Below are 17,043 nucleotides of genomic sequence, written 5' to 3'. Positions count from 1 at the left end.
CCATTCAGAGTCTCCGGCAGGTTAAAGCGTTGCCACCGGTGACAGATTAAAAACCTAGCGCCGGGAAGTTCTCTAAATCTGCCGGTTGGATGCCCGGTTTCGCTTGCGCCAGCATTTGCGCCACTAAGAAAGCCAGTTCTAGAGCCTGTTGGTGGTTTAGACGGGGATCGACCAAAGTTTCGTAACGGTTTGCCAGGGCGGATTCGTCGATAGTTTCCGTACCGCCAACAATTTCGGTCACGTCCTCGCCCGTCAGTTCCACGTGAATGCCCCCCGGAACTGTCCCGATAGCCTCGTGAGCAGCAAAGAAACCCCGCACCTCGTCCAGAATCGTCTCAAAGTGACGAGTTTTGTAGCCCGAACCGGTCTTTATTGTGTTGCCGTGCATCGGATCGCACATCCACACCAGAGGAGTGCCGGTGTCTTTGCCGGCTTGCAGCAGGGGGGGAAGTTTTTCCCGGATATTGCTGGCTCCCATCCGGGTGATGAAAGTCAGGCGTCCCGCCACGCCCTCCGGGTTTAACCTTTCCACCAGCCCTTTCACATCATCGGGAGTCGAGTTCGGTCCGAGCTTAACGCCCAGAGGATTTTTCACCTGTGACAGTAAAGCCACGTGCGCCCCGTTCACTTGACGGGTGCGTTCTCCAATCCACAGGAAGTGTGCGGAAGTGTCATACAAATCACCGCTGATGGAATCCACGCGAGTCAGGGCGTTTTCGTATTCCAGGAGCAACGCTTCATGCGAGGAATAGAAATCAGTGGTTCGCAGCGCATCGGAGGGAACCCCGGTAGCTTTCATGAACTGCATTGCCGCGTCAATCGCGGTAGCCAGGTCATCGAATTGTGCGTACGCCCGGTTACGCATAAAGCCTTTGTTCCACTCGTGAACTCGGCGCATATCGGCGTAACCGCCCTGGGTAAAAGCCCGAATCAGGTTCAGTGTGGCAGCTGAATACTGGTAGCAGGACATCAGCCGGTGCGGGTCAGGAGTACGCGACTCTGCGGTGAACTCGTGTCCGTTAACGGCATCGCCTCGGTAGGACTCTAACGTCACGCCGTCACGAGTTTCTGTATCAGCAGAACGGGGTTTGGCATACTGCCCCGCCATGCGACCCATTTTGATGACGGGCAGTCCCCCACCGTAAGCCAAAACGACTGCCATCTGCAGGATGGTCTGAATTTTCAGTTTCAAGTGGTCGGCAGTGGATTCAGCAAAAGTTTCGGCACAATCTCCGCCGGTCAGCACGAAAGCCTCCCCGACACAGGCTTGTGCCATCAAGTGTTGCAGTTCATTGACTTCCCCGGCAAAAACCAGTGGCGGACGCTGCTTCAATGCTGCACAGACCGCAGAAACCTGGTCTGGGTCAGGATAGCGCGGCTGCTGGAGGGCAGGTGCGCCACGCCACACAGTTTCAAAATCTCTAAGTGCATTCAAGACCATTTTCGCGTTTCCATTTCGTGTTTGCCATTAAAAAGCCCCGCTCCGGGCAACTTTCTACAGTTTAACCCGGAGCGCGGCGAGTGAGAAAACCTAAAAAAGCCTAGGCTTGACCAATCTCCTGGAGCATCTGGCGGAACCACGGCAGGTTCACGTCGAAAGGCTTGCCACCCTTGATGCGCTGGAAATCAATACAGCTCAGACGGTTACCATTTTCTTCATCGTGCCCAATAACCCCGGATTCTCCGGCGATGGCACACTGCACACCCAGGTCCACCATGCCTTTAATGAGCTGCAAATCAGCCTGATTGGACGGGGCAGAACGGGCGAAATAGCCAGATTTTTGAACCAAGACTTTTTCCGCGTCGACTGCCTGGGCGAAACGTTTGGCAAAGTATTGTCCCGGATTGATTTCATCCAGACGCACGTGACCGAACGCATCACGATTGACGACCTGGTTTTGGGCTTCCATCTCTGCCACGATGTCCATGACCCCGGCACCTTCAGACAGGAAAATGTTGACCGTATCGTTTTCGTCCATAATTTTCTTAAGGCGCTTGCCTTCGGACTCAATGTCCATGTGCATTTCCGGCACATAGATGCCGTTAATATCCCAGTGTTTGCGATCCAGACCCACCGAAGGCACAAAGGTTTGCTGGTCCAGCCACTCGCGATACAGCTTTGCCGAGTACGCCGTCAACCAGCCGCAGTTGCGTCCCATTACCTCATGCACAATCAACATCCGCGGAGATACCCGGGATTCCGAAATGATGTGTTGGGCAAATATGGAAGTATTTTCTGCCGCGGTGTAGGCACCTAAGGATTGGCGAATCGGCACCACATCATTGTCAATCGTCTTGGGCAGCCCCACCACAGTGAGGTGATAGTTGTGCTCCTCCAGATAAGCTGCCAAATCGGCAGCGGTCGTGTTCGTATCGTCCCCCCCAATGGTGTGCAGCACGTCTACGCCGTCCTTCACCAATTGGTCCGCGGCGACTTTCAGCGCATCCTCGCCTTCCTTGATGAGACCGCGCTTCACAAGGTCGGCGGTGTTCGTCAACTTGACCCGAGAGTTCCCGATGGGTGAACCACCGTAGAGCTGCAACCGGGCGGCATTAGCCCTGGCATCATCATCAATCTGCAAGTATTTGCCGGTGAGCAGACCGTGATAGCCGTGCTCGTACGCGATGATGTCCACCTCCGGTTCCAACTCGGTGTACCGTTCAATCAACATGCCCACCGCGGTGGACAGACACGGCGCAAAACCGCCCGCTGTCAACAGAGCCACTCGTTTCAGAGCCATATTTCTGCCTTTCTTGTTATCCTATTTCTTTACATTCTGGGGTTCGTCGCCTGGTTGGGCGGCTACATCTGGTTGTGTATCGGATTGTCCCTCCGCGGGAGATGCCTCCGCCGTACCGACCTCACTAGCGGCGGTTTCGGAGTCTTTGCTGGTTTCCTTGCTGGTTTTGCGCTGTATCTCCAAACGCTTTTTCACATTGGCGGCATATTCATCCACGTATTCCTGCCCGGACAGCAGCATCAGGTCATACATGACTTCGTCGGTAATGGAACGCAGCACATAGCGGTTGTTTTCCATGCCCTTGTAGCGAGAAAAATCCAGAGGTTTCCCGATGATGACACCGATACGTTCCAGCTTCGGGATGGTCTTGCCGATGGGCTGCGATTTGTTCGTTCCCACCATTGCCACCGGAATAATCGGAGCGCCACTGATGAGAGACAGTCGGGCAATCCCCGTTTTACCGCGATAAAGCCTGCCGTCCGGAGAACGCGTGCCTTCGGGATAAATACCGAATAGGTCGCCGCGTTCCAAAACTTGCAGTCCCTTATCCAAAGCGACCTGGGAAGCCTTACCACCGGAACGATCCACTGGAATGACCCCCACGGACTGCATAAAATGCTTGGTAATCCAGCCCTTTATACCGGTACCGGTAAAGTAATCTGATTTCCCGACGAAAGTAATTTCTCGTTTAATCATCAATGGCAGGAACACTGAGTCAATAACCGCGAGGTGATTGGAAGCCAAAATTGCCGGACCGGTTTCGGGAATGTTATCCGCTCCGCGTATCCACGGCTGAAACAAGAGGTGCAACAACGGTCCAGCGACAAACTTTGGAAATCTGTACACAGTCGATACCTCCAGTGCCCACAGGGCTTCATGTATAGTTCAATTATGACGTTTCGTAATCGAAGCGGTCACAAGGATCGCAATGAGGAAACCCCTGAGGAAGTAAACCGTCGTTTCGAGCAACTCGCGGCGGCTACTCCTGAACTCGGAGGTTTCGGACCTCGGGACTGGACCCCAGTGGAAGACACCGAAGGTTTCGTAGCGCCCAATCCCCCATTACCGACTTTGCGGACCCGCACCAAGGTCGGCTGGCTGCTGCTGGCTGCCGCCATCATCGGCTTCGTAGTCTTGGGAATTACCCAGCCGATTTACTCGGCAGCGGCAGCTACTTTGTGTTTGATTGCCCTAGCGGTGGGTTTAGGTTTGCTGCTGCCCCTCCGCCGTCACTAAGGCATTCAGGCAGTCTCTGCAAGAGCCTGTCGCAAGGCAGCCATCACCGCGTCTGCCTCATAAGGAGCGGGCACGCTATAGCTCGCTCCAGACCAGCGTGACATCCATTCGTCCTGTTGACGAGCCACCAGCATGATGATAGGCGGGACCTTATCCGCATGGATATTAAGCCAACGCGCCACTGACTGTCCACCCTCCTGATAGGTTTCTGCGTCAAGCACCAGTGCCGCGTAGCGGTCTTCGGCAAAAATTTGTTTCACCGCATCCGACGTCGCTACTTCCTGCCATTCAATCGGTGGCATGTCAAAACTACCGCTGAGTCCGGCAGCATCCATGACAGCTTGACGAGTATGGGGATTGCCACTGAAAAGCATGACTTGCACGGCATCAGTGCCAGCTTTTGCTTCCATAGAATTCGCTCCTTTACTGAAGACATAAACATTTTACCTACCTATTGGGTGCACACCAAACAGTTCAGCATCCCCCACGACCGTCGGGTGTCACCCCCTCCGGTAGAGCCGAAAACCCTTGTGACGTCCGCCCTATCCCAGGGTCGGAAGAGCGATAGCGTCTACAATATCGACAATCTGGACTACTCCTCGCGGCGCGGATTTGTTCGGAGGTCCCACCATCACCAGGCGGGAACCGACATTTTTCCCTACGGCTTTCATGGTTTCCGCATCCGCCCACAAAACTCCCTTACCGTTAATCCAGGTAGAAGTGGGTTTATCACCCCAAGAACCAGAAACAACCACATATCCCACTTGGTCGCCAGCTTGAATAGGCTGTCCCTGACCTTCCAAAGTCCAAACGTTAAAAGGCTTGCCGGGAACTTTTGAACCTTCGATATAAGCCGGTTGCGGTTCGGTGCCGGGTCCGCAATAGATACGCAGACCGTCAGGAAGTTTTGCCCCGGTGGGCTTTGACTGCCCCAAAAGTTGGGTGTAGGCGGCCAATTGGGTTTCCTCCATCACCGGAGGCGCGAACAGGATGTCTATCACGAAAACCAAGGTTTCACCGGCTAACGGGTGATTCTTGCCCGGCAGAGGCTGACCGGCATCTTTGGCAGCTTGTTCCCGTTCCGTAAGCTCCCCGTAGGCTAGGCGCGGCGGAATGACAAGCTCAATCCGATCGCCAACGTTGCGTCCTGCCAGACCCCATCTCCAGCCTTCAATAATGTTGCTACCCAGAGAGAAAGAAGCGGGTTCACCTTTTTGCCAGGAGTCGTCAAAAACCTCACCGTTCCACTTTTGTCCCTTGTAGTGGACGATGACGTCTGCGTTTGCCGAAACTACTGTCCCGGCGCCTTCATGCAAGACCGTACGGATAAAATCTTTCGGAGCCGGTCCTGTCCCCGCCGCAATGTTCGGTTCCGTTCCGAAACCATCGGAAGGGTCGACGGCAGGAACCGGTCCATTTTCCACCGGCTTAACCGCTGCGGGTTCCGCAGACGTGGCTGGGGTAATGGTGTTCACACAGTTTTTCGGATTGGCAAGCGGAGCATTTTGCTCCTTAGGGGTCTCTTGGCAAGCTGTCAAACCCGCGACCACTAAAGCAAACAGGGAAAGTACCGCTAGTCTCTTCTGTAGGTATTGCAAGATTGCTCCTCTTTTTCCAAAATTCAGGTTTTGTCTCCCGCTCGCTGCGGTATTAACGACTGGAATCGTAAGCGGCAACCAGCTGTAACAAGGTTGCCTGGGGGTCAGCAGTGGGCGTAGCCGGAGTGACGACCAAGACCAGACTTCCCAATGGCAGATCAGCCAGTCCCATGGAATCAGCTGAAACCGAAATCATCTCACCGGCATTCCAGTCCGCAGCGGTGGTCTGTCCGTTCCAATCTGTGCTGACCCGCTTCACAATGACGCCCTGTCCCGCTTTAACCGCCGGACCGTCACCGGTGGCGTAGACTGCGGTGTCTTGGGCAGATGGATATGCCCCAGCTGCGGCAGTGTTCAGAGTGTAAGCTCCCTGTCCGTCCGGGTTGATGCTGATACCGTTTGGCAGCGGGTTATTGGTCGGAGTGACTTGGAACTTGGAGGCGGCGTCTGGAGACACCGCTAAACGCACGTCGACCACGTACGCTAGCGTATCGTCCTTTTTAACCCCGATACTGCTGGAACCCATCTCACCGTAAGCCTGGCTTGGAGGCAAAATCATCAACACCCGTTGACCGACCTTGACCCCACGAAGTTCTTTCCAGCCTTCGATTGGCGGGTGAGCCAGCGAAATCGCGCGAGGACCGGCAGTATCAGTAATGGTGGAATCGGGCATTACGGCTCCGCCCCAAACTTTGCCGTAATAATCAACGACGACCAGGTCACCGTCTTTGACTTCTTCGCCTTTCCCGTCACCATCATCGAGGACCTTCATCACGGGCGCTTCCGGAGGCGGGGCTGCCGGGAAATTAATCTCCGGTATCGTCCCGAACTGAGGTGAAGCCACAGTGGGCATCTCGCTACCAGCAGGTTTAGAACAGGCAGTCAGCGACAGCGCGAGACTGGCAGCCGCTAGGGCGAAAGCAAATTTACGTAACACAATACTCCCCAGGAATACTCAAGTTCAGAATTGTCCAAACCCGATTTTACCTTGAACCAACCGACATTCGAACCTAATCGTCATCGACTTTGCAACTTTGTGTTTCCCGTTCCGTTGGATTGCCTTACGACGATAGAGAAACGGCGAGCCTACAGAACCAGGCTCGCCGTAACCTCCGGTTGATTTTTCTCTAATGGAATCTAGTGGAAAGATCCTCCGCAAGAACAAGTATTGGCAGCATTCGGGTTATCAATCACGAACCCGGTCTGAGCCAGGGTGTCCTGGAAATCTACGGTGGCACCAGCCAGATAGGGCACGCTCATTTTGTCGACAACCAGTTCCACGCCATCAAAATCACGCACCGCATCGTCTTCAGACAGTTCATCGTCAAATTCGAGTTGGTAAATCAAGCCGGAGCAGCCTCCGGGAGCTACGCCCACGCGCAACCGCAAATCATCGCGACCTTCCTGTTCCAGTAAGGATTTAATCTTGGCTACGGCGGCATCTGTTAAAGTGACTTCGTGGGTCAAGGGAGAAATCTCCATCTATATTCCTTTCATGAGAAAACACTGCAACTTAGTTTAACCTTATTTGCGCCGTTTTTCTTCCTCGGTTTCTGTACCCTCCCGAACTGGAAATATCAGCGCCGGTAGGCATTTGATTTCTCTCAATCGGGCAAACGCCACGTTTGACCCAAGATACGCCCCCACTGCGCGGCACTACGTGCGGGGTGTTCGGCGAGGAAGTAAGCTTGCGCGATGCCAGATTCCTGCAGCTGGCGACGTGACAGCGGGGAATCGGCAGCCAAAACCACCACCGGTTGAAGACCTCGCCGCGTCGCCCTCGCGACGACCAGGTTCGCTAAGTCAGTCGGGTCGGGGACGTCGGTGATTTCCGGCTGAATGACCAGGTACAAATCCGCCTGCGCATCCAGCTGGACTTGCCGAGGACTGGCAATCGTCAGTCCTCTCACAAGCGCCGTGCCGCCACTGTTCGGGGCGGGATTGGCTGGCGTGGTTAGGGCGGGACTCGCGTTTCTCGATTTCACCGGCTGCGACGACTGCGTTGACCGTAAATCTGCCACCTCCAGGTGCAGGGTGTCAGCCAGATGGTTCTGGCTCCAAGCGCCGCAAAAGTCCTGGGCAAATTCGGCGAATTCGGGGGTCGCCAGGATTTGTATCCGCACCGAGTGCCACCTAATTCTGGGGCGTGTTCGCATCCTTGGCTAGACGTCCCAATAACAGAGACTCAGCAAGCACTGCTCCCTGCAAATCCGCTATATCTTGGGACTCGTTCTCAGAGTGAGCGTTGGTGTAGGGATCCTCGACCCCGGTCACGAGGACTTCGGCAGCGGGGAAGAATTCCTGGAACGTGGCGATGAACGGAATCGAACCGCCTTGACCGATATTGACGCTCTTGACCCCAAAAGCATCAGTCAGGGCTCCGTGCATCAAAGCCAGCACCGGAGAGTCCAGGTTGGCGGCATAAGCTGGTCCAGTTTCCAGGCATTCCACACTGACCTCGGCACCGAAAGGAGCGTTTGCTACCAGGTAATCCGACAGCGCTTGCGCCGCCTTTTGAGGATCTTGACCGGGCGCGATACGCATCGAGATTCGCGCTTTCGCCTGCGGAATGATGGTATTAGAGCTGTTCGCCACGCTGGGCGCGTCAATCCCGATGACGCTGATAGCCGGCTGGGTCCACAGGCGGGAGGCAAGGTCCCCAGTCCCCGTCAGTTCCAGACCTGCCACGGCTCCCATTTGTTTCCGCAAGTCATCTTCCGGATAGTCCACGTCCGCCACCGTCTTCGTCACCAATCCGGGAACCGCCACACTGCCCTTCTGATTGTGCAAAGTAGCGAGGAGCCGGCACAGGCAGGTCAAGGCATCTACGGTGACCCCACCGAAAGCTCCGGAATGCACGGCGTGATCCAGAGTCTTGACGTTCACGTCTACGCTCAACACACCGCGCAGACCCGTGGTCAGGGCTGGCTGGTGAACGTCCCAGTTCCCGGAATCAGTCACGATGATGACATCGGCTTGCAGGAATTCCCGATTCTGTTCCAGGAAGGCGTTAAAGGTCGGAGAGCCGACTTCTTCCTCACCTTCGATAAAAATTTTCACATTGACGGGCAGTTCGTCTCCCCACGCGCGCAGCATTCCCAAATGGGTCGCTACCCCCGCGCCATCATCACTGGCACCGCGCCCATAGAGGCGTCCGTCGCGCTCCACTGGCTCAAACGGGTCTGAATCCCACTTGTCTAAATCTCCAGTGGGCTGCACGTCATGGTGGGCATAGAGCAGCACGGTGGGAGACTCAGCTGGTCCGGACTTTTCTGCCAAAATTGCGGGACGAGAAACCAGCCCGGTGTTCGAATCTGTGACGGTCACAATGCGTGCCGTCGCGCCGGCTGCTTCCAAATTTTTCACGATGTATTCCGCGCTGACCTGCATGTCCGAGGCATGTTCCGGCAGCGAGGACACCGCGGGAATCCGCACCAGGTCTTTCAAGAACTCGACGACATTGTTGAAATCGGCAGTTACGCGTTCGCGCAAGGTTACTTCCTCCACCGCATTTTCCTTTCCCTTTATTCATTTGCCGGTCGCTTTCCCGGTTTTCCAACATAAAAAATCTGTGGCATGATTTGCCTATCATGAGTCTATTAAAAAAGCCACAGCCCAGCGAATCTAAAAACCCAGGGGAATCTAAATCCTCCACCAATCCACGCCAAAAGAAGGGACCAACCCCCTCCCGAAAACAGCAGGAAGCCCGCAACTATCAAGGGCTGCTAGGCGTTGATAAGAAAATCGCGAAAGAACGAGCACGTGAGGAGTCCCGCCGTCGCTATGAACGTGAACAGGAAGGCTTACGCACCGGTCGCGAGGATTTGCTGCCTTATCAACATCGCGGTCAGGCTCGTCGGATGACCCGTGATTTCATCGATTCCCGCTATTCTTTTGCCGAATTTATGCTGGTCACGATGCTGGTGCTCATGGCTCTCAGCTTGATTGCTGTTTCTATTTTGAACCGACAAGACACTGAACTGGCACAAAAGGTCAACACATGGACCTTGTTTGGCTCATACGCAGTCTTGATTCTGGGCATGTTAGATGGCGGTATCATCGCAGGACGAGCCCACCGACAGTGCGTCAAGCGCCTGGGCTTGGAAAATATCCCACGTGGATTGCGCTGGTACGCCTTTACCCGCGCCATCATGATTCGCCGGTGGCGCAGCCCGAAGCCGCAAGTAGCGCGGGGCAAAGCTGCTAAGCAACAGCAAAATTCCCGGTAATTTCACAGGTTTTTATTAAAACACCGTAAATTCAGCGGTAGCGAAACCGCAAGAGTCTCCGCCCCGGTCCTAAAACTTATAGACTGGGCATCATGGAAACACGTTTTTTAGGTAACTCTGGACTTAAGATTTCTTCGCTGGTTCTCGGAAACTGGCTCACCCATGGCGCTCAAGTTGATGATAAGGCTGCTGAAAAAGCCGTTCGGGTTGCTCTGGAAAACGGAATCTTTACTTTCGATACCGCCGATGTTTACGCCAATGGCGCTGCCGAAAAAGTCTTGGGTCGGGCTTTGCGGGACGTGGATCGTCAGGACTTGGTGCTGATGTCCAAGGTTTATTGGCCGGTCAAGGGCTTCGGTCCGAATGACGCCGGACTGTCCCGCAAGCATATTTTCGAGTCTTGCCACAACTCGTTGAAACGACTGCGCACAGATTACCTGGATGTTTATCAGGCCCATCGTTTCGATTACGAAACTCCGCTGGAAGAAACCATGCTGGCTTTTGCTGACCTGGTGCGCGCCGGCAAGATTCTTTATGTCGGGGTTTCCGAGTGGTATCCCGACCAGATTCGTGATGCCGCGCATTTGGCTCGCGAACTAAAGATTCCCCTAATTTCTAATCAGGCTGAATATTCTCTGCTGTGGCGAGTCGTCGAGGACGGGGTCGTCGAGGCTTGCGAACACAACGGCATGGGACACCTGTGTTTTTCTCCTCTGGCACAAGGGGTGTTGACTGGCAAGTACCGTCCGGGAGAGACTCCGAAAGAAAAGACGCGCGCTGCCCACAAAGCTGGCGCCAAGTTCATGCGCCGGTGGATGCAGGACGACCTGCTGGCAGCGGTACAAGGCTTGCGCCGAGTGGCGGAAGAAGCCGGGTGCCGCATGAATCAGCTGGCTTTGGCATGGCTGCTGGCACGTCCCAATGTTTCCGGCGTCATCATCGGAGCTTCCAAAGCATCTCAGATTGAGGACAATGTAGGTGCCCTAGACGTAACTATTGACGACCATTTGAACGCTCTTATTGACGATGTACTGGGTAAATTCGTGGTTCATACGCAACCCGAAGATCATCCCAAGTCGCCGTTGCAGCGTCCCTAGTGCCGTTTCTCGACCGTCCCGATTAGACTTGCCATTATGTACAAGTTTGTGTTTCGTCACCTTTTCGTGAAACTCGATGCCGAGTGGGTCCACCGGCGCGCTATTGACTGGCTGGAATTTTGGGGGCGTTTCGGGTGGACCCGCCAGGTGGCTGCCCGGATAGTCCACCGCGGCGAACCAACTTTTACTTGGTCCCTGCCTCGTCCTAACTTCGATTCCGCCCCTGCGGGGACCAAGTTCCGGACTTACGGTCCCCTGGGCTTGGCAGCAGGCATGGACAAAGAAGCCCGTGCAATCGCCATGTGGGACTCGCTGGGCTTCGGGTTCATGGAAATCGGAACCATCACTCCCCTGCCGCAACCCGGTAATGACCGTCCTCGCTTGTGGCGTATCCCGCAACAGCGTGCCCTGCGCAACGCGATGGGTTTCAACAATGAAGGTGCCCGTGCAGCAGCCCGTCGGCTTCGCCGCTGGCGAGCCGAATACGGCGAGCGAATCATCATCGGAGCTAATATCGGAAAGAATAAGGTCACTCCCCCCGAAAAAGCTCCCGCAGATTACCGTAAAGTCACGCGGGTATTGGCTGCCTTGGTGGATTTCCTGGTCATCAACGTATCCTCCCCCAATACCCCCGGATTGCGTGACCTGCAGGCAGTTTCCTCCTTGCGTCCCATCGTCAAAGCGGTGCAGCGCGAACTGGAGTCCCAAGGGCTATCCGAGCTGCCCGTGTTTGTAAAAATTGCTCCGGATTTGGTCGATGAGGACATTGCCGCGGTGGCACAGCTGACCATGGATGAAGGCTTGACTGGGGTGGTAGCGACCAACACGACTATTAAGCACGATTTGGGAGCCGGTGGAATGTCTGGAGAGCCATTGCGAAACCGCGCCCTGGAGGTCGTGAAATTATTGCGAGAACACCTGAGTCCTGAAAAAACCATTATCGGGGTCGGCGGTATCACCACTCCTGAGGATGCCCGCGCCATGCTGGCTGCCGGTGCGAACCTCATTGAAGGATTCTCGGCATTCATCTATGAGGGTCCCGCCTGGCCAGCACACCTGAATCGGGAACTGACCCACAGCTAGCTACTGACCGGGGAGAAACAGCCTGCACCCCACACGTATCGAGTCTGATTCCCGCCTAATCCCACCAAAAACGCCACAGCTGCTGATTCAGATGTTGGTTATGAAAGGCGTTGATTTCATCGGGACAAGCGTCCTCTCCCAATTCAAATCGTTTCAAACCGGCATAGGCGGCGTGTGCATCTTCGTTGTCAGTTGCAAGCCCCAGCAGCTGCGGAGAGACGAAAATAGTATCTATACTCAACCGTTCATCAAAGCGCTGGGGTCCAATCATGTATCCGGAAAAGAACGCCTCACCGGGATGCTTCGCCACGAACTGCAACAGATCCTGCACCCGCGGAGCGTAGTTTTGCCGCTCGTCCAATGCATTGGGCGGTATCACTTTCAACAGCTGAGTCGCTAACCACGCGTCCCCGTCCGAGTAAGGCAGATAGTCAACCATTTCCTCCACCTCCACATCGGGATATTCCCGTGCCATGTCGAACCACATCCAATCCGAGTAAGGCAGCGTGAGAGTGGTGACTCCTTCCATCACTGTCCAACCCCGAGGACCATAGATGCCGGGGTCCAGCAGCGGATTGCCGATGAGTCCCCGCAAACTTTCCAAAGACATGGTCTTTGCTAAGTTACAGCGCTCACAATCGCAGCTAACGTCGTGATGCGGTACTTCCTTTGCCCTCCAATTGCGCAGTTCCTGCATAATTTCCAAAGTCGCCATAGATGTTCCTTTCTGTTTCCCCCAGACCCGGCGGTAGTGTGACTTCTTGGTTTTCAGTGTTCTCGTAACCAGTACTAATGTCGAGAAAATATTTCGTTACCTGTGGAAAACCCAGATTTTTCCGCCCTTGTGGAAAACCAAGCAAATCCGCGTATTTTCGGTCTAAAGTTGGGATTTATAGAGAATAACAGGCACAATTAAGCGTGCTGATTGACTTGGATTCCCTCACTGCTTACCCGGAATATCTCCATGACTATACCCAGTTAAAAGACGTGAATCTGCGCCGCAGTTTGGAAGCCGAACAGGGACTGTTTATGGCGGAATCAAACGAAGTCATCGGTCGCGCCCTGCGCGCCGGGTTTACTCCGCGTTCCCTGCTATTGGCTCCGCATTGGTTAGAGATTATCCGCCCGTTTCTCGCTGCCAGCCCCGCCACCGGATTTGCCCCCGATGGTGGTCCCATTCCTGTATTCGTGGCTTCAGAAGACCTGTTGGAACGCTTGGTTGGTTTCCATTTGCATCGCGGGGCTATTGCGGCAATGCTCCGCAAACCTGCCCCAAATCCGCGTGAAATCCTGAAACATGCCTCGCGGGTCTTGATTCTGGAAGATTTGGTGGATCACACAAATGTGGGAGCAGCGGTGCGCAGCGCCGCGGCCTGCGGCTATGACGCAATTATGGTCACTCCCTCGTGCGCTGACCCCCTGTATCGCCGGGCAGTACGGGTTTCCATGGGCACGATTTTTCAAGTGCCTTGGACCCGGCTGGAGCGCTGGCCTGATCCGGCACTATTCCACGAGGCGGGGTTTGAACTGGCTGCTCTGGCATTGCGGGAGGACTCCCAGGATTTGCGAGATTACGCGATGGAACTGGGCGCTGCTCCGAGTCGAAAAGTAGCTTTGATTGCGGGAGCTGAACGGGACGGATTGAAACCGCAGACGATTGCTCGCGCCGATAAAGTGGTGCGCATCGCGATGGCTCACGGAGTCGATTCTCTCAACGTGGCAGGTGCTATCGCTATCGCCTGCTGGGCAACCGCCACAAACCGCCCGTAAACGGCTGCTCGCCAACCCAAACTTATGATTTCGACGCCAACAACCGCTGCAGCCAGTCCAAAGTGTCCTCGGGACCGCTCACCGCTTGACACGGCACCCCGGTTGACAACACCGGATAGTCATTGCCCCGTTCATCGAGACGGTCACCCAAGAACACAAGGTTGCGCGGCGTATATCCGGTAGATTCCAGCAGGGAACGGATGCCGTAGGCTTTGTCCACTCCACGAGCTGTGACATCCACCGAGGTCGCCCCACCGCTGCGTACCTCCAGCTGGGAGAGCCGTTCTCTCAAAGCTTTCACCAAAGCGGATTTTTTAGAACCATCTGGGTCCCAGGCTCGTTTTGCCGCGAGCGGGGCTTGCTGTCCCAAAGCGGAAAATGTCACCTGAGTGCCACGGTCCTCAATGATATTTCCCCACGGCGAGGCAGCCCAGAAGCCGAGTTCACGAGCCGTCTTTTCGATGGTTTCAACAGCCTGTCGCCGCAGGTCCGCCGCCAAATCTCGACGGTAGACGCGCACCAGCTGCTCCGGTCTCGTGCCCGGTTCTATCCGGTAGTACTGGGTGCCGCAGGTGGGCAGCAGATGAAGCACGCATTGCGAAGCCGGTTGATTGGCGAGTCGGGACAGAACTTGGGATTGGAACTGAGAGAGTTGACCACCAGAGATAATGGCGACCTCATAGCTGTTCAGCAGCTGAGCCAGGGCAACTGCCATCTCTTCGTCCAGGGGCATTTTTGAATGCGCCAGTGTGTCGTCCAGGTCAAAAGCAACCAGACGCAAATCATCAGGAAAGGTACAGTGCCAACTCACGAGACAATCCTGGCAAGCTAGACCGTAAACCGAGCCATTCGCTGGTCCAAGGTGGACACGGCGTCCTGCACCACACTCATGTGTTCCTGGAACTGCTCAGATTGCGTATGGGCAGTATGGGAGAGTGACGCTAAGGACTGCGAGTGGGTAAACAGGTCCGCAGAGAACTCACGCACCTGTTCGATGCCGGTATTAGCTGTGGACAAAGCAGTTTCTTGACGGGTTACGTCCAGGTTGACAGCCTGTTGGGACGTGCTCAAAGCCTCCAGCTGGGTCAACAGAAACTCAATGCGCTGTTCCCCGGCGATTGCCTGAGTCTGCAGCTGGGCGACCTGGCTGAGGACCTCACCGGTGGTTTGAGCTGTTTGCGAAGCCAAATCTTTGGCTTGGTTGGCAACTACAGCAAAGCCCCGCCCGGCATCCGTGCTGCGAGCGGCTTCAATGGTGGCGTTCAGTGCCAGCATGTTGGTTTGTTCAGAGATTACAGAAATATCTGTCATCAAAGTCATGATTTTTTCCACCGAGTGTTTCAGCTCAGTGACCGCGGTATTGAGATTGCGCGCGGCAGTGATGCCTTCCGAACGCAAGACTTCGTTGCTGGTGGCAATTTCGGAGAGATGCGCGATGTCCCCCGCTACCGCGGTACCGTTATCCGTCAAAGTTTGCGCTGTTTGTCCCAATTCCGTCCCCGTGGTAGACAGCCGGTTGCTGCTTTCAAAGACTCGATCGTTGCCCGTTTTGACGATTTCCGCTTGGTCGCCGGCAAGCGCGGCAAAATTCCGCAGTCCGTCCACCCCACCGCGCAGATTAACCACCAGCGAGGACAGAGAAACCATCGCTTCGTTGACAGCTTTCGACATCTCCCCGATTTCGTCTTGGGCATAAATCTGGGCGCGTTTCGTGAAATTGCCCGCCGCGGAATCTGCCAGGGTCAGGGACACAGATTTCACCGAGCGACGGATTCGAGCCCGCATGGTAAAGCCGATTATCGTTCCCAGAATTGCCAAAATCCCTATCAAGATGACCTGAATAATGATTTGGGTGAAAATCTCACGCTGCTGGGCTTGAGGCTGACCTCCCAGAGAGAGGATTCGTTGCAATCCCACCAGCAGCAACACCACCGCTAGCGCGGAGAATCCAAAACTCAAAAAGGCGGTGAACCGGAACTGCCCCGCAATGGAAATCAGCTTTTGCCTCATGGCCGTTCCTCCGATTCCTCTGATTCCTCCGATGCTGACGGACGAGGCTCCTCCATTTCCGCAATCATCCGGAGGTTATGAATCATAGTGCGGGTGGAGGAAATAATTTCTTCCACCCTGTCGGATTCGGAATCTATATTTTGCAGACTGGTCTTAGATTCGGCAGCAGCCTCATTGATAATCTCGATTTCCTCACTTAAGGCGCGAGCCTGAGCGAGAGCTCCTGTGCAAGCTGCCTCCATCGACGCTACTACCGCAGCCTGATCCGCTACGGCTTGCGCAGAGACTTCCTGAGAGTCATTAATCTGGTTCAATTTTTCGGTGACATCGGCAGTCACACCGACAGCCCGGTCGCAGCGATCTTGAATTTCTGTAGAAGCCTCCGTCACCGCCGCCGCTGCCGTGCTGGTTTGCACCGCGAGTTCTTTAATCTGACCTGCCACAACGGCAAAACCCGCGCCGATTTCTCCGGCTTTCGCTGATTCGATGGTGGCGTTCAAAGCTAGCAAGCTGGTTCTTTCCGCAATTTGCGCGATTTTATCCACAGAAACAGAAATATCCTGGCTGTGGGATTGAAACTCTTGAATGACCTGAGAAATTTCAACCAAGTCCTGCACTTCACTGTGCCCAATCGCTAAGGCTTGCTCAGTGTGGCGAGCAATGTCACTACGGGATGCAGAAATCTCGGCAGCGGCAGCAGCCAGTTCCTCCGCTGACTTGGTGAGCTTCTGGGCTTGTGGTGTAACCGTGGCGACTTCCTGACTGACCTGTCCGCCGGTATCCCCCAAGGCATTGACCGCTCCGTTCAATCCAGTTTGTTCCGCAGAAACTTGGTGATATACGCTCCGCGTTTCATTCATCAGCCGGCTGAGAGCTATACGAGTTTCATTCATCACCTGTGCCAAGTCGGACAGTTCATCATTGGTCACGCCCCTGGCCTCTACCGTGAAGTCTCCCGCCGCTATCGCTTGAGCACTGCGCTGTACCGAGCTAGCAGTGTCGGTAATGGAACGCGAGATGAATCTGATAAGTACCCAAGCCCCCGCTGCCCCGAGCGCTCCCACAATAACGAGGGCGCTAATCACAAGCGGTAGGTTGACGCTGAGCGCACCTTGGGAATGGTTGCCGACCCGCAACAGCAGGCGGAACAAAACCACTAGGGAGACTACAAATATCAGTCCCGGAGCCAGCAGCACCGCAACCCCGCTGACCAGGTTTTTCACCAAGAGGTTAAACCTAATTCCGCGTAGACGCAGCTCAGTTGGGTGATCAGACATAA

The 17,043-nt window shown here is 55.0% G+C and carries 18 protein-coding genes; 5 read left to right on the top strand and 13 right to left on the bottom strand.

Translation table 11 applies throughout. From position 1 onward, the window contains the following. Positions 1–46 precede the first annotated feature (46 nt). The 3 genes from HMPREF0576_RS02715 to HMPREF0576_RS02705 form a co-directional block, all read right to left on the bottom strand. The gene (locus HMPREF0576_RS02715) at positions 47–1,441 is read right to left on the bottom strand and encodes a class II 3-deoxy-7-phosphoheptulonate synthase (protein ID WP_004010602.1); all 1,395 of its coding nucleotides are present in this window, start codon (positions 1,439–1,441) and stop codon (positions 47–49) included. A 100-nt stretch (positions 1,442–1,541) separates the two neighbouring features. Then, positions 1,542–2,741 carry a pyrophosphate--fructose-6-phosphate 1-phosphotransferase gene (locus tag HMPREF0576_RS02710; RefSeq protein WP_004010601.1) on the bottom strand — a complete coding sequence of 400 codons (1,200 nt, stop codon included), beginning with the start codon at positions 2,739–2,741 and terminating at the stop codon, positions 1,542–1,544. 21 nt (positions 2,742–2,762) lie between these two features. Further along, on the bottom strand, positions 2,763–3,587 hold the full coding sequence (locus tag HMPREF0576_RS02705; protein ID WP_004006699.1) for a lysophospholipid acyltransferase family protein: 825 nt from the start codon (positions 3,585–3,587) through the stop codon (positions 2,763–2,765). 45 nt (positions 3,588–3,632) lie between these two features. Here HMPREF0576_RS02705 and HMPREF0576_RS02700 point away from each other — a divergent pair, with 45 nt between their 5' ends. Further along, positions 3,633–3,977, top strand: a complete 345-nt coding sequence (locus HMPREF0576_RS02700) for a hypothetical protein (RefSeq protein ID WP_004010600.1) — start codon at positions 3,633–3,635, stop codon at positions 3,975–3,977. 5 nt (positions 3,978–3,982) lie between these two features. Here the strand turns inward: HMPREF0576_RS02700 and HMPREF0576_RS02695 are convergent, their stop codons facing one another. The 6 genes from HMPREF0576_RS02695 to HMPREF0576_RS02670 all read right to left on the bottom strand — a co-directional run bounded on the left by HMPREF0576_RS02695 (position 3,983) and on the right by HMPREF0576_RS02670 (position 9,082). Beyond that, a complete protein-coding gene (locus HMPREF0576_RS02695; protein ID WP_004010599.1) occupies positions 3,983–4,387 on the bottom strand; it encodes a response regulator transcription factor in 405 nt (134 codons plus the stop codon). Between the two features lie 132 nt (positions 4,388–4,519). Beyond that, a complete protein-coding gene (locus HMPREF0576_RS02690; RefSeq protein WP_004010598.1) occupies positions 4,520–5,575 on the bottom strand; it encodes an FKBP-type peptidyl-prolyl cis-trans isomerase in 1,056 nt (351 codons plus the stop codon). Positions 5,576–5,627: 52 nt separating this feature from the next. After that, positions 5,628–6,512, bottom strand: a complete 885-nt coding sequence (locus HMPREF0576_RS02685; protein WP_004010597.1) for an FKBP-type peptidyl-prolyl cis-trans isomerase — start codon at positions 6,510–6,512, stop codon at positions 5,628–5,630. Positions 6,513–6,712: 200 nt separating this feature from the next. After that, positions 6,713–7,057, bottom strand: a complete 345-nt coding sequence (gene erpA / locus HMPREF0576_RS02680) for an iron-sulfur cluster insertion protein ErpA (RefSeq protein ID WP_004010596.1) — start codon at positions 7,055–7,057, stop codon at positions 6,713–6,715. A gap of 122 nt (positions 7,058–7,179) precedes the next feature. Further along, complete coding sequence (locus HMPREF0576_RS02675) at positions 7,180–7,698, bottom strand: hypothetical protein (RefSeq protein ID WP_004006693.1); 519 nt, start codon at positions 7,696–7,698, stop codon at positions 7,180–7,182. Positions 7,699–7,708: 10 nt separating this feature from the next. Beyond that, the gene (locus HMPREF0576_RS02670) at positions 7,709–9,082 is read right to left on the bottom strand and encodes a dipeptidase (RefSeq protein WP_004010595.1); all 1,374 of its coding nucleotides are present in this window, start codon (positions 9,080–9,082) and stop codon (positions 7,709–7,711) included. A gap of 83 nt (positions 9,083–9,165) precedes the next feature. Here HMPREF0576_RS02670 and HMPREF0576_RS02665 point away from each other — a divergent pair, with 83 nt between their 5' ends. The 3 genes from HMPREF0576_RS02665 (at position 9,166) to HMPREF0576_RS02655 (ending at position 11,984) form a co-directional block, all read left to right on the top strand. Further along, entirely contained in the window at positions 9,166–9,804 is a 639-nt protein-coding gene (locus tag HMPREF0576_RS02665) for a DUF3043 domain-containing protein (RefSeq protein ID WP_004009679.1), read from the top strand. Between the two features lie 92 nt (positions 9,805–9,896). Continuing rightward, the gene (locus HMPREF0576_RS02660; protein ID WP_004006690.1) at positions 9,897–10,901 is read left to right on the top strand and encodes an aldo/keto reductase family protein; all 1,005 of its coding nucleotides are present in this window, start codon (positions 9,897–9,899) and stop codon (positions 10,899–10,901) included. A 36-nt stretch (positions 10,902–10,937) separates the two neighbouring features. Beyond that, positions 10,938–11,984: a quinone-dependent dihydroorotate dehydrogenase gene (locus HMPREF0576_RS02655; RefSeq protein WP_004010594.1), complete on the top strand. Its 1,047-nt coding sequence runs from the start codon at positions 10,938–10,940 to the stop codon at positions 11,982–11,984. Positions 11,985–12,039: 55 nt separating this feature from the next. Here the strand turns inward: HMPREF0576_RS02655 and HMPREF0576_RS02650 are convergent, their stop codons facing one another. Next, the gene (locus HMPREF0576_RS02650) at positions 12,040–12,699 is read right to left on the bottom strand and encodes a hypothetical protein (RefSeq protein WP_004006688.1); all 660 of its coding nucleotides are present in this window, start codon (positions 12,697–12,699) and stop codon (positions 12,040–12,042) included. 203 nt (positions 12,700–12,902) lie between these two features. On the opposite strand from HMPREF0576_RS02650, the gene HMPREF0576_RS02645 reads away from it, so the two are divergent. Then, the gene (locus tag HMPREF0576_RS02645) at positions 12,903–13,754 is read left to right on the top strand and encodes a TrmH family RNA methyltransferase (protein WP_004006687.1); all 852 of its coding nucleotides are present in this window, start codon (positions 12,903–12,905) and stop codon (positions 13,752–13,754) included. 22 nt (positions 13,755–13,776) lie between these two features. On the opposite strand, the gene HMPREF0576_RS02640 is transcribed toward HMPREF0576_RS02645, so the two are convergent. The 3 genes from HMPREF0576_RS02640 to HMPREF0576_RS02630 are packed head-to-tail and all read right to left on the bottom strand — an operon-like array spanning position 13,777 to position 17,041. Then, positions 13,777–14,565: an HAD-IIB family hydrolase gene (locus HMPREF0576_RS02640; protein WP_004010592.1), complete on the bottom strand. Its 789-nt coding sequence runs from the start codon at positions 14,563–14,565 to the stop codon at positions 13,777–13,779. A 17-nt stretch (positions 14,566–14,582) separates the two neighbouring features. Next, entirely contained in the window at positions 14,583–15,764 is a 1,182-nt protein-coding gene (locus HMPREF0576_RS02635) for a methyl-accepting chemotaxis protein (protein WP_004010590.1), read from the bottom strand. Then, positions 15,761–17,041 (bottom strand): methyl-accepting chemotaxis protein, encoded by a 1,281-nt coding sequence (locus tag HMPREF0576_RS02630; protein ID WP_004010589.1) that lies wholly within the window; start codon positions 17,039–17,041, stop codon positions 15,761–15,763. Before HMPREF0576_RS02630 ends, HMPREF0576_RS02635 begins: the two co-directional genes overlap by 4 nt. Positions 17,042–17,043 lie beyond the last annotated feature (2 nt).

The organism is Mobiluncus holmesii ATCC 35242 (genome assembly GCF_000185445.1).
In the GTDB taxonomy this organism is placed as follows: Bacteria; Actinomycetota; Actinomycetes; order Actinomycetales; family Actinomycetaceae; genus Mobiluncus; species Mobiluncus curtisii.
The sequence above is the reverse complement of the archived record's forward strand: the minus strand, read 5'-3'. Positions and strand labels throughout refer to the sequence as shown.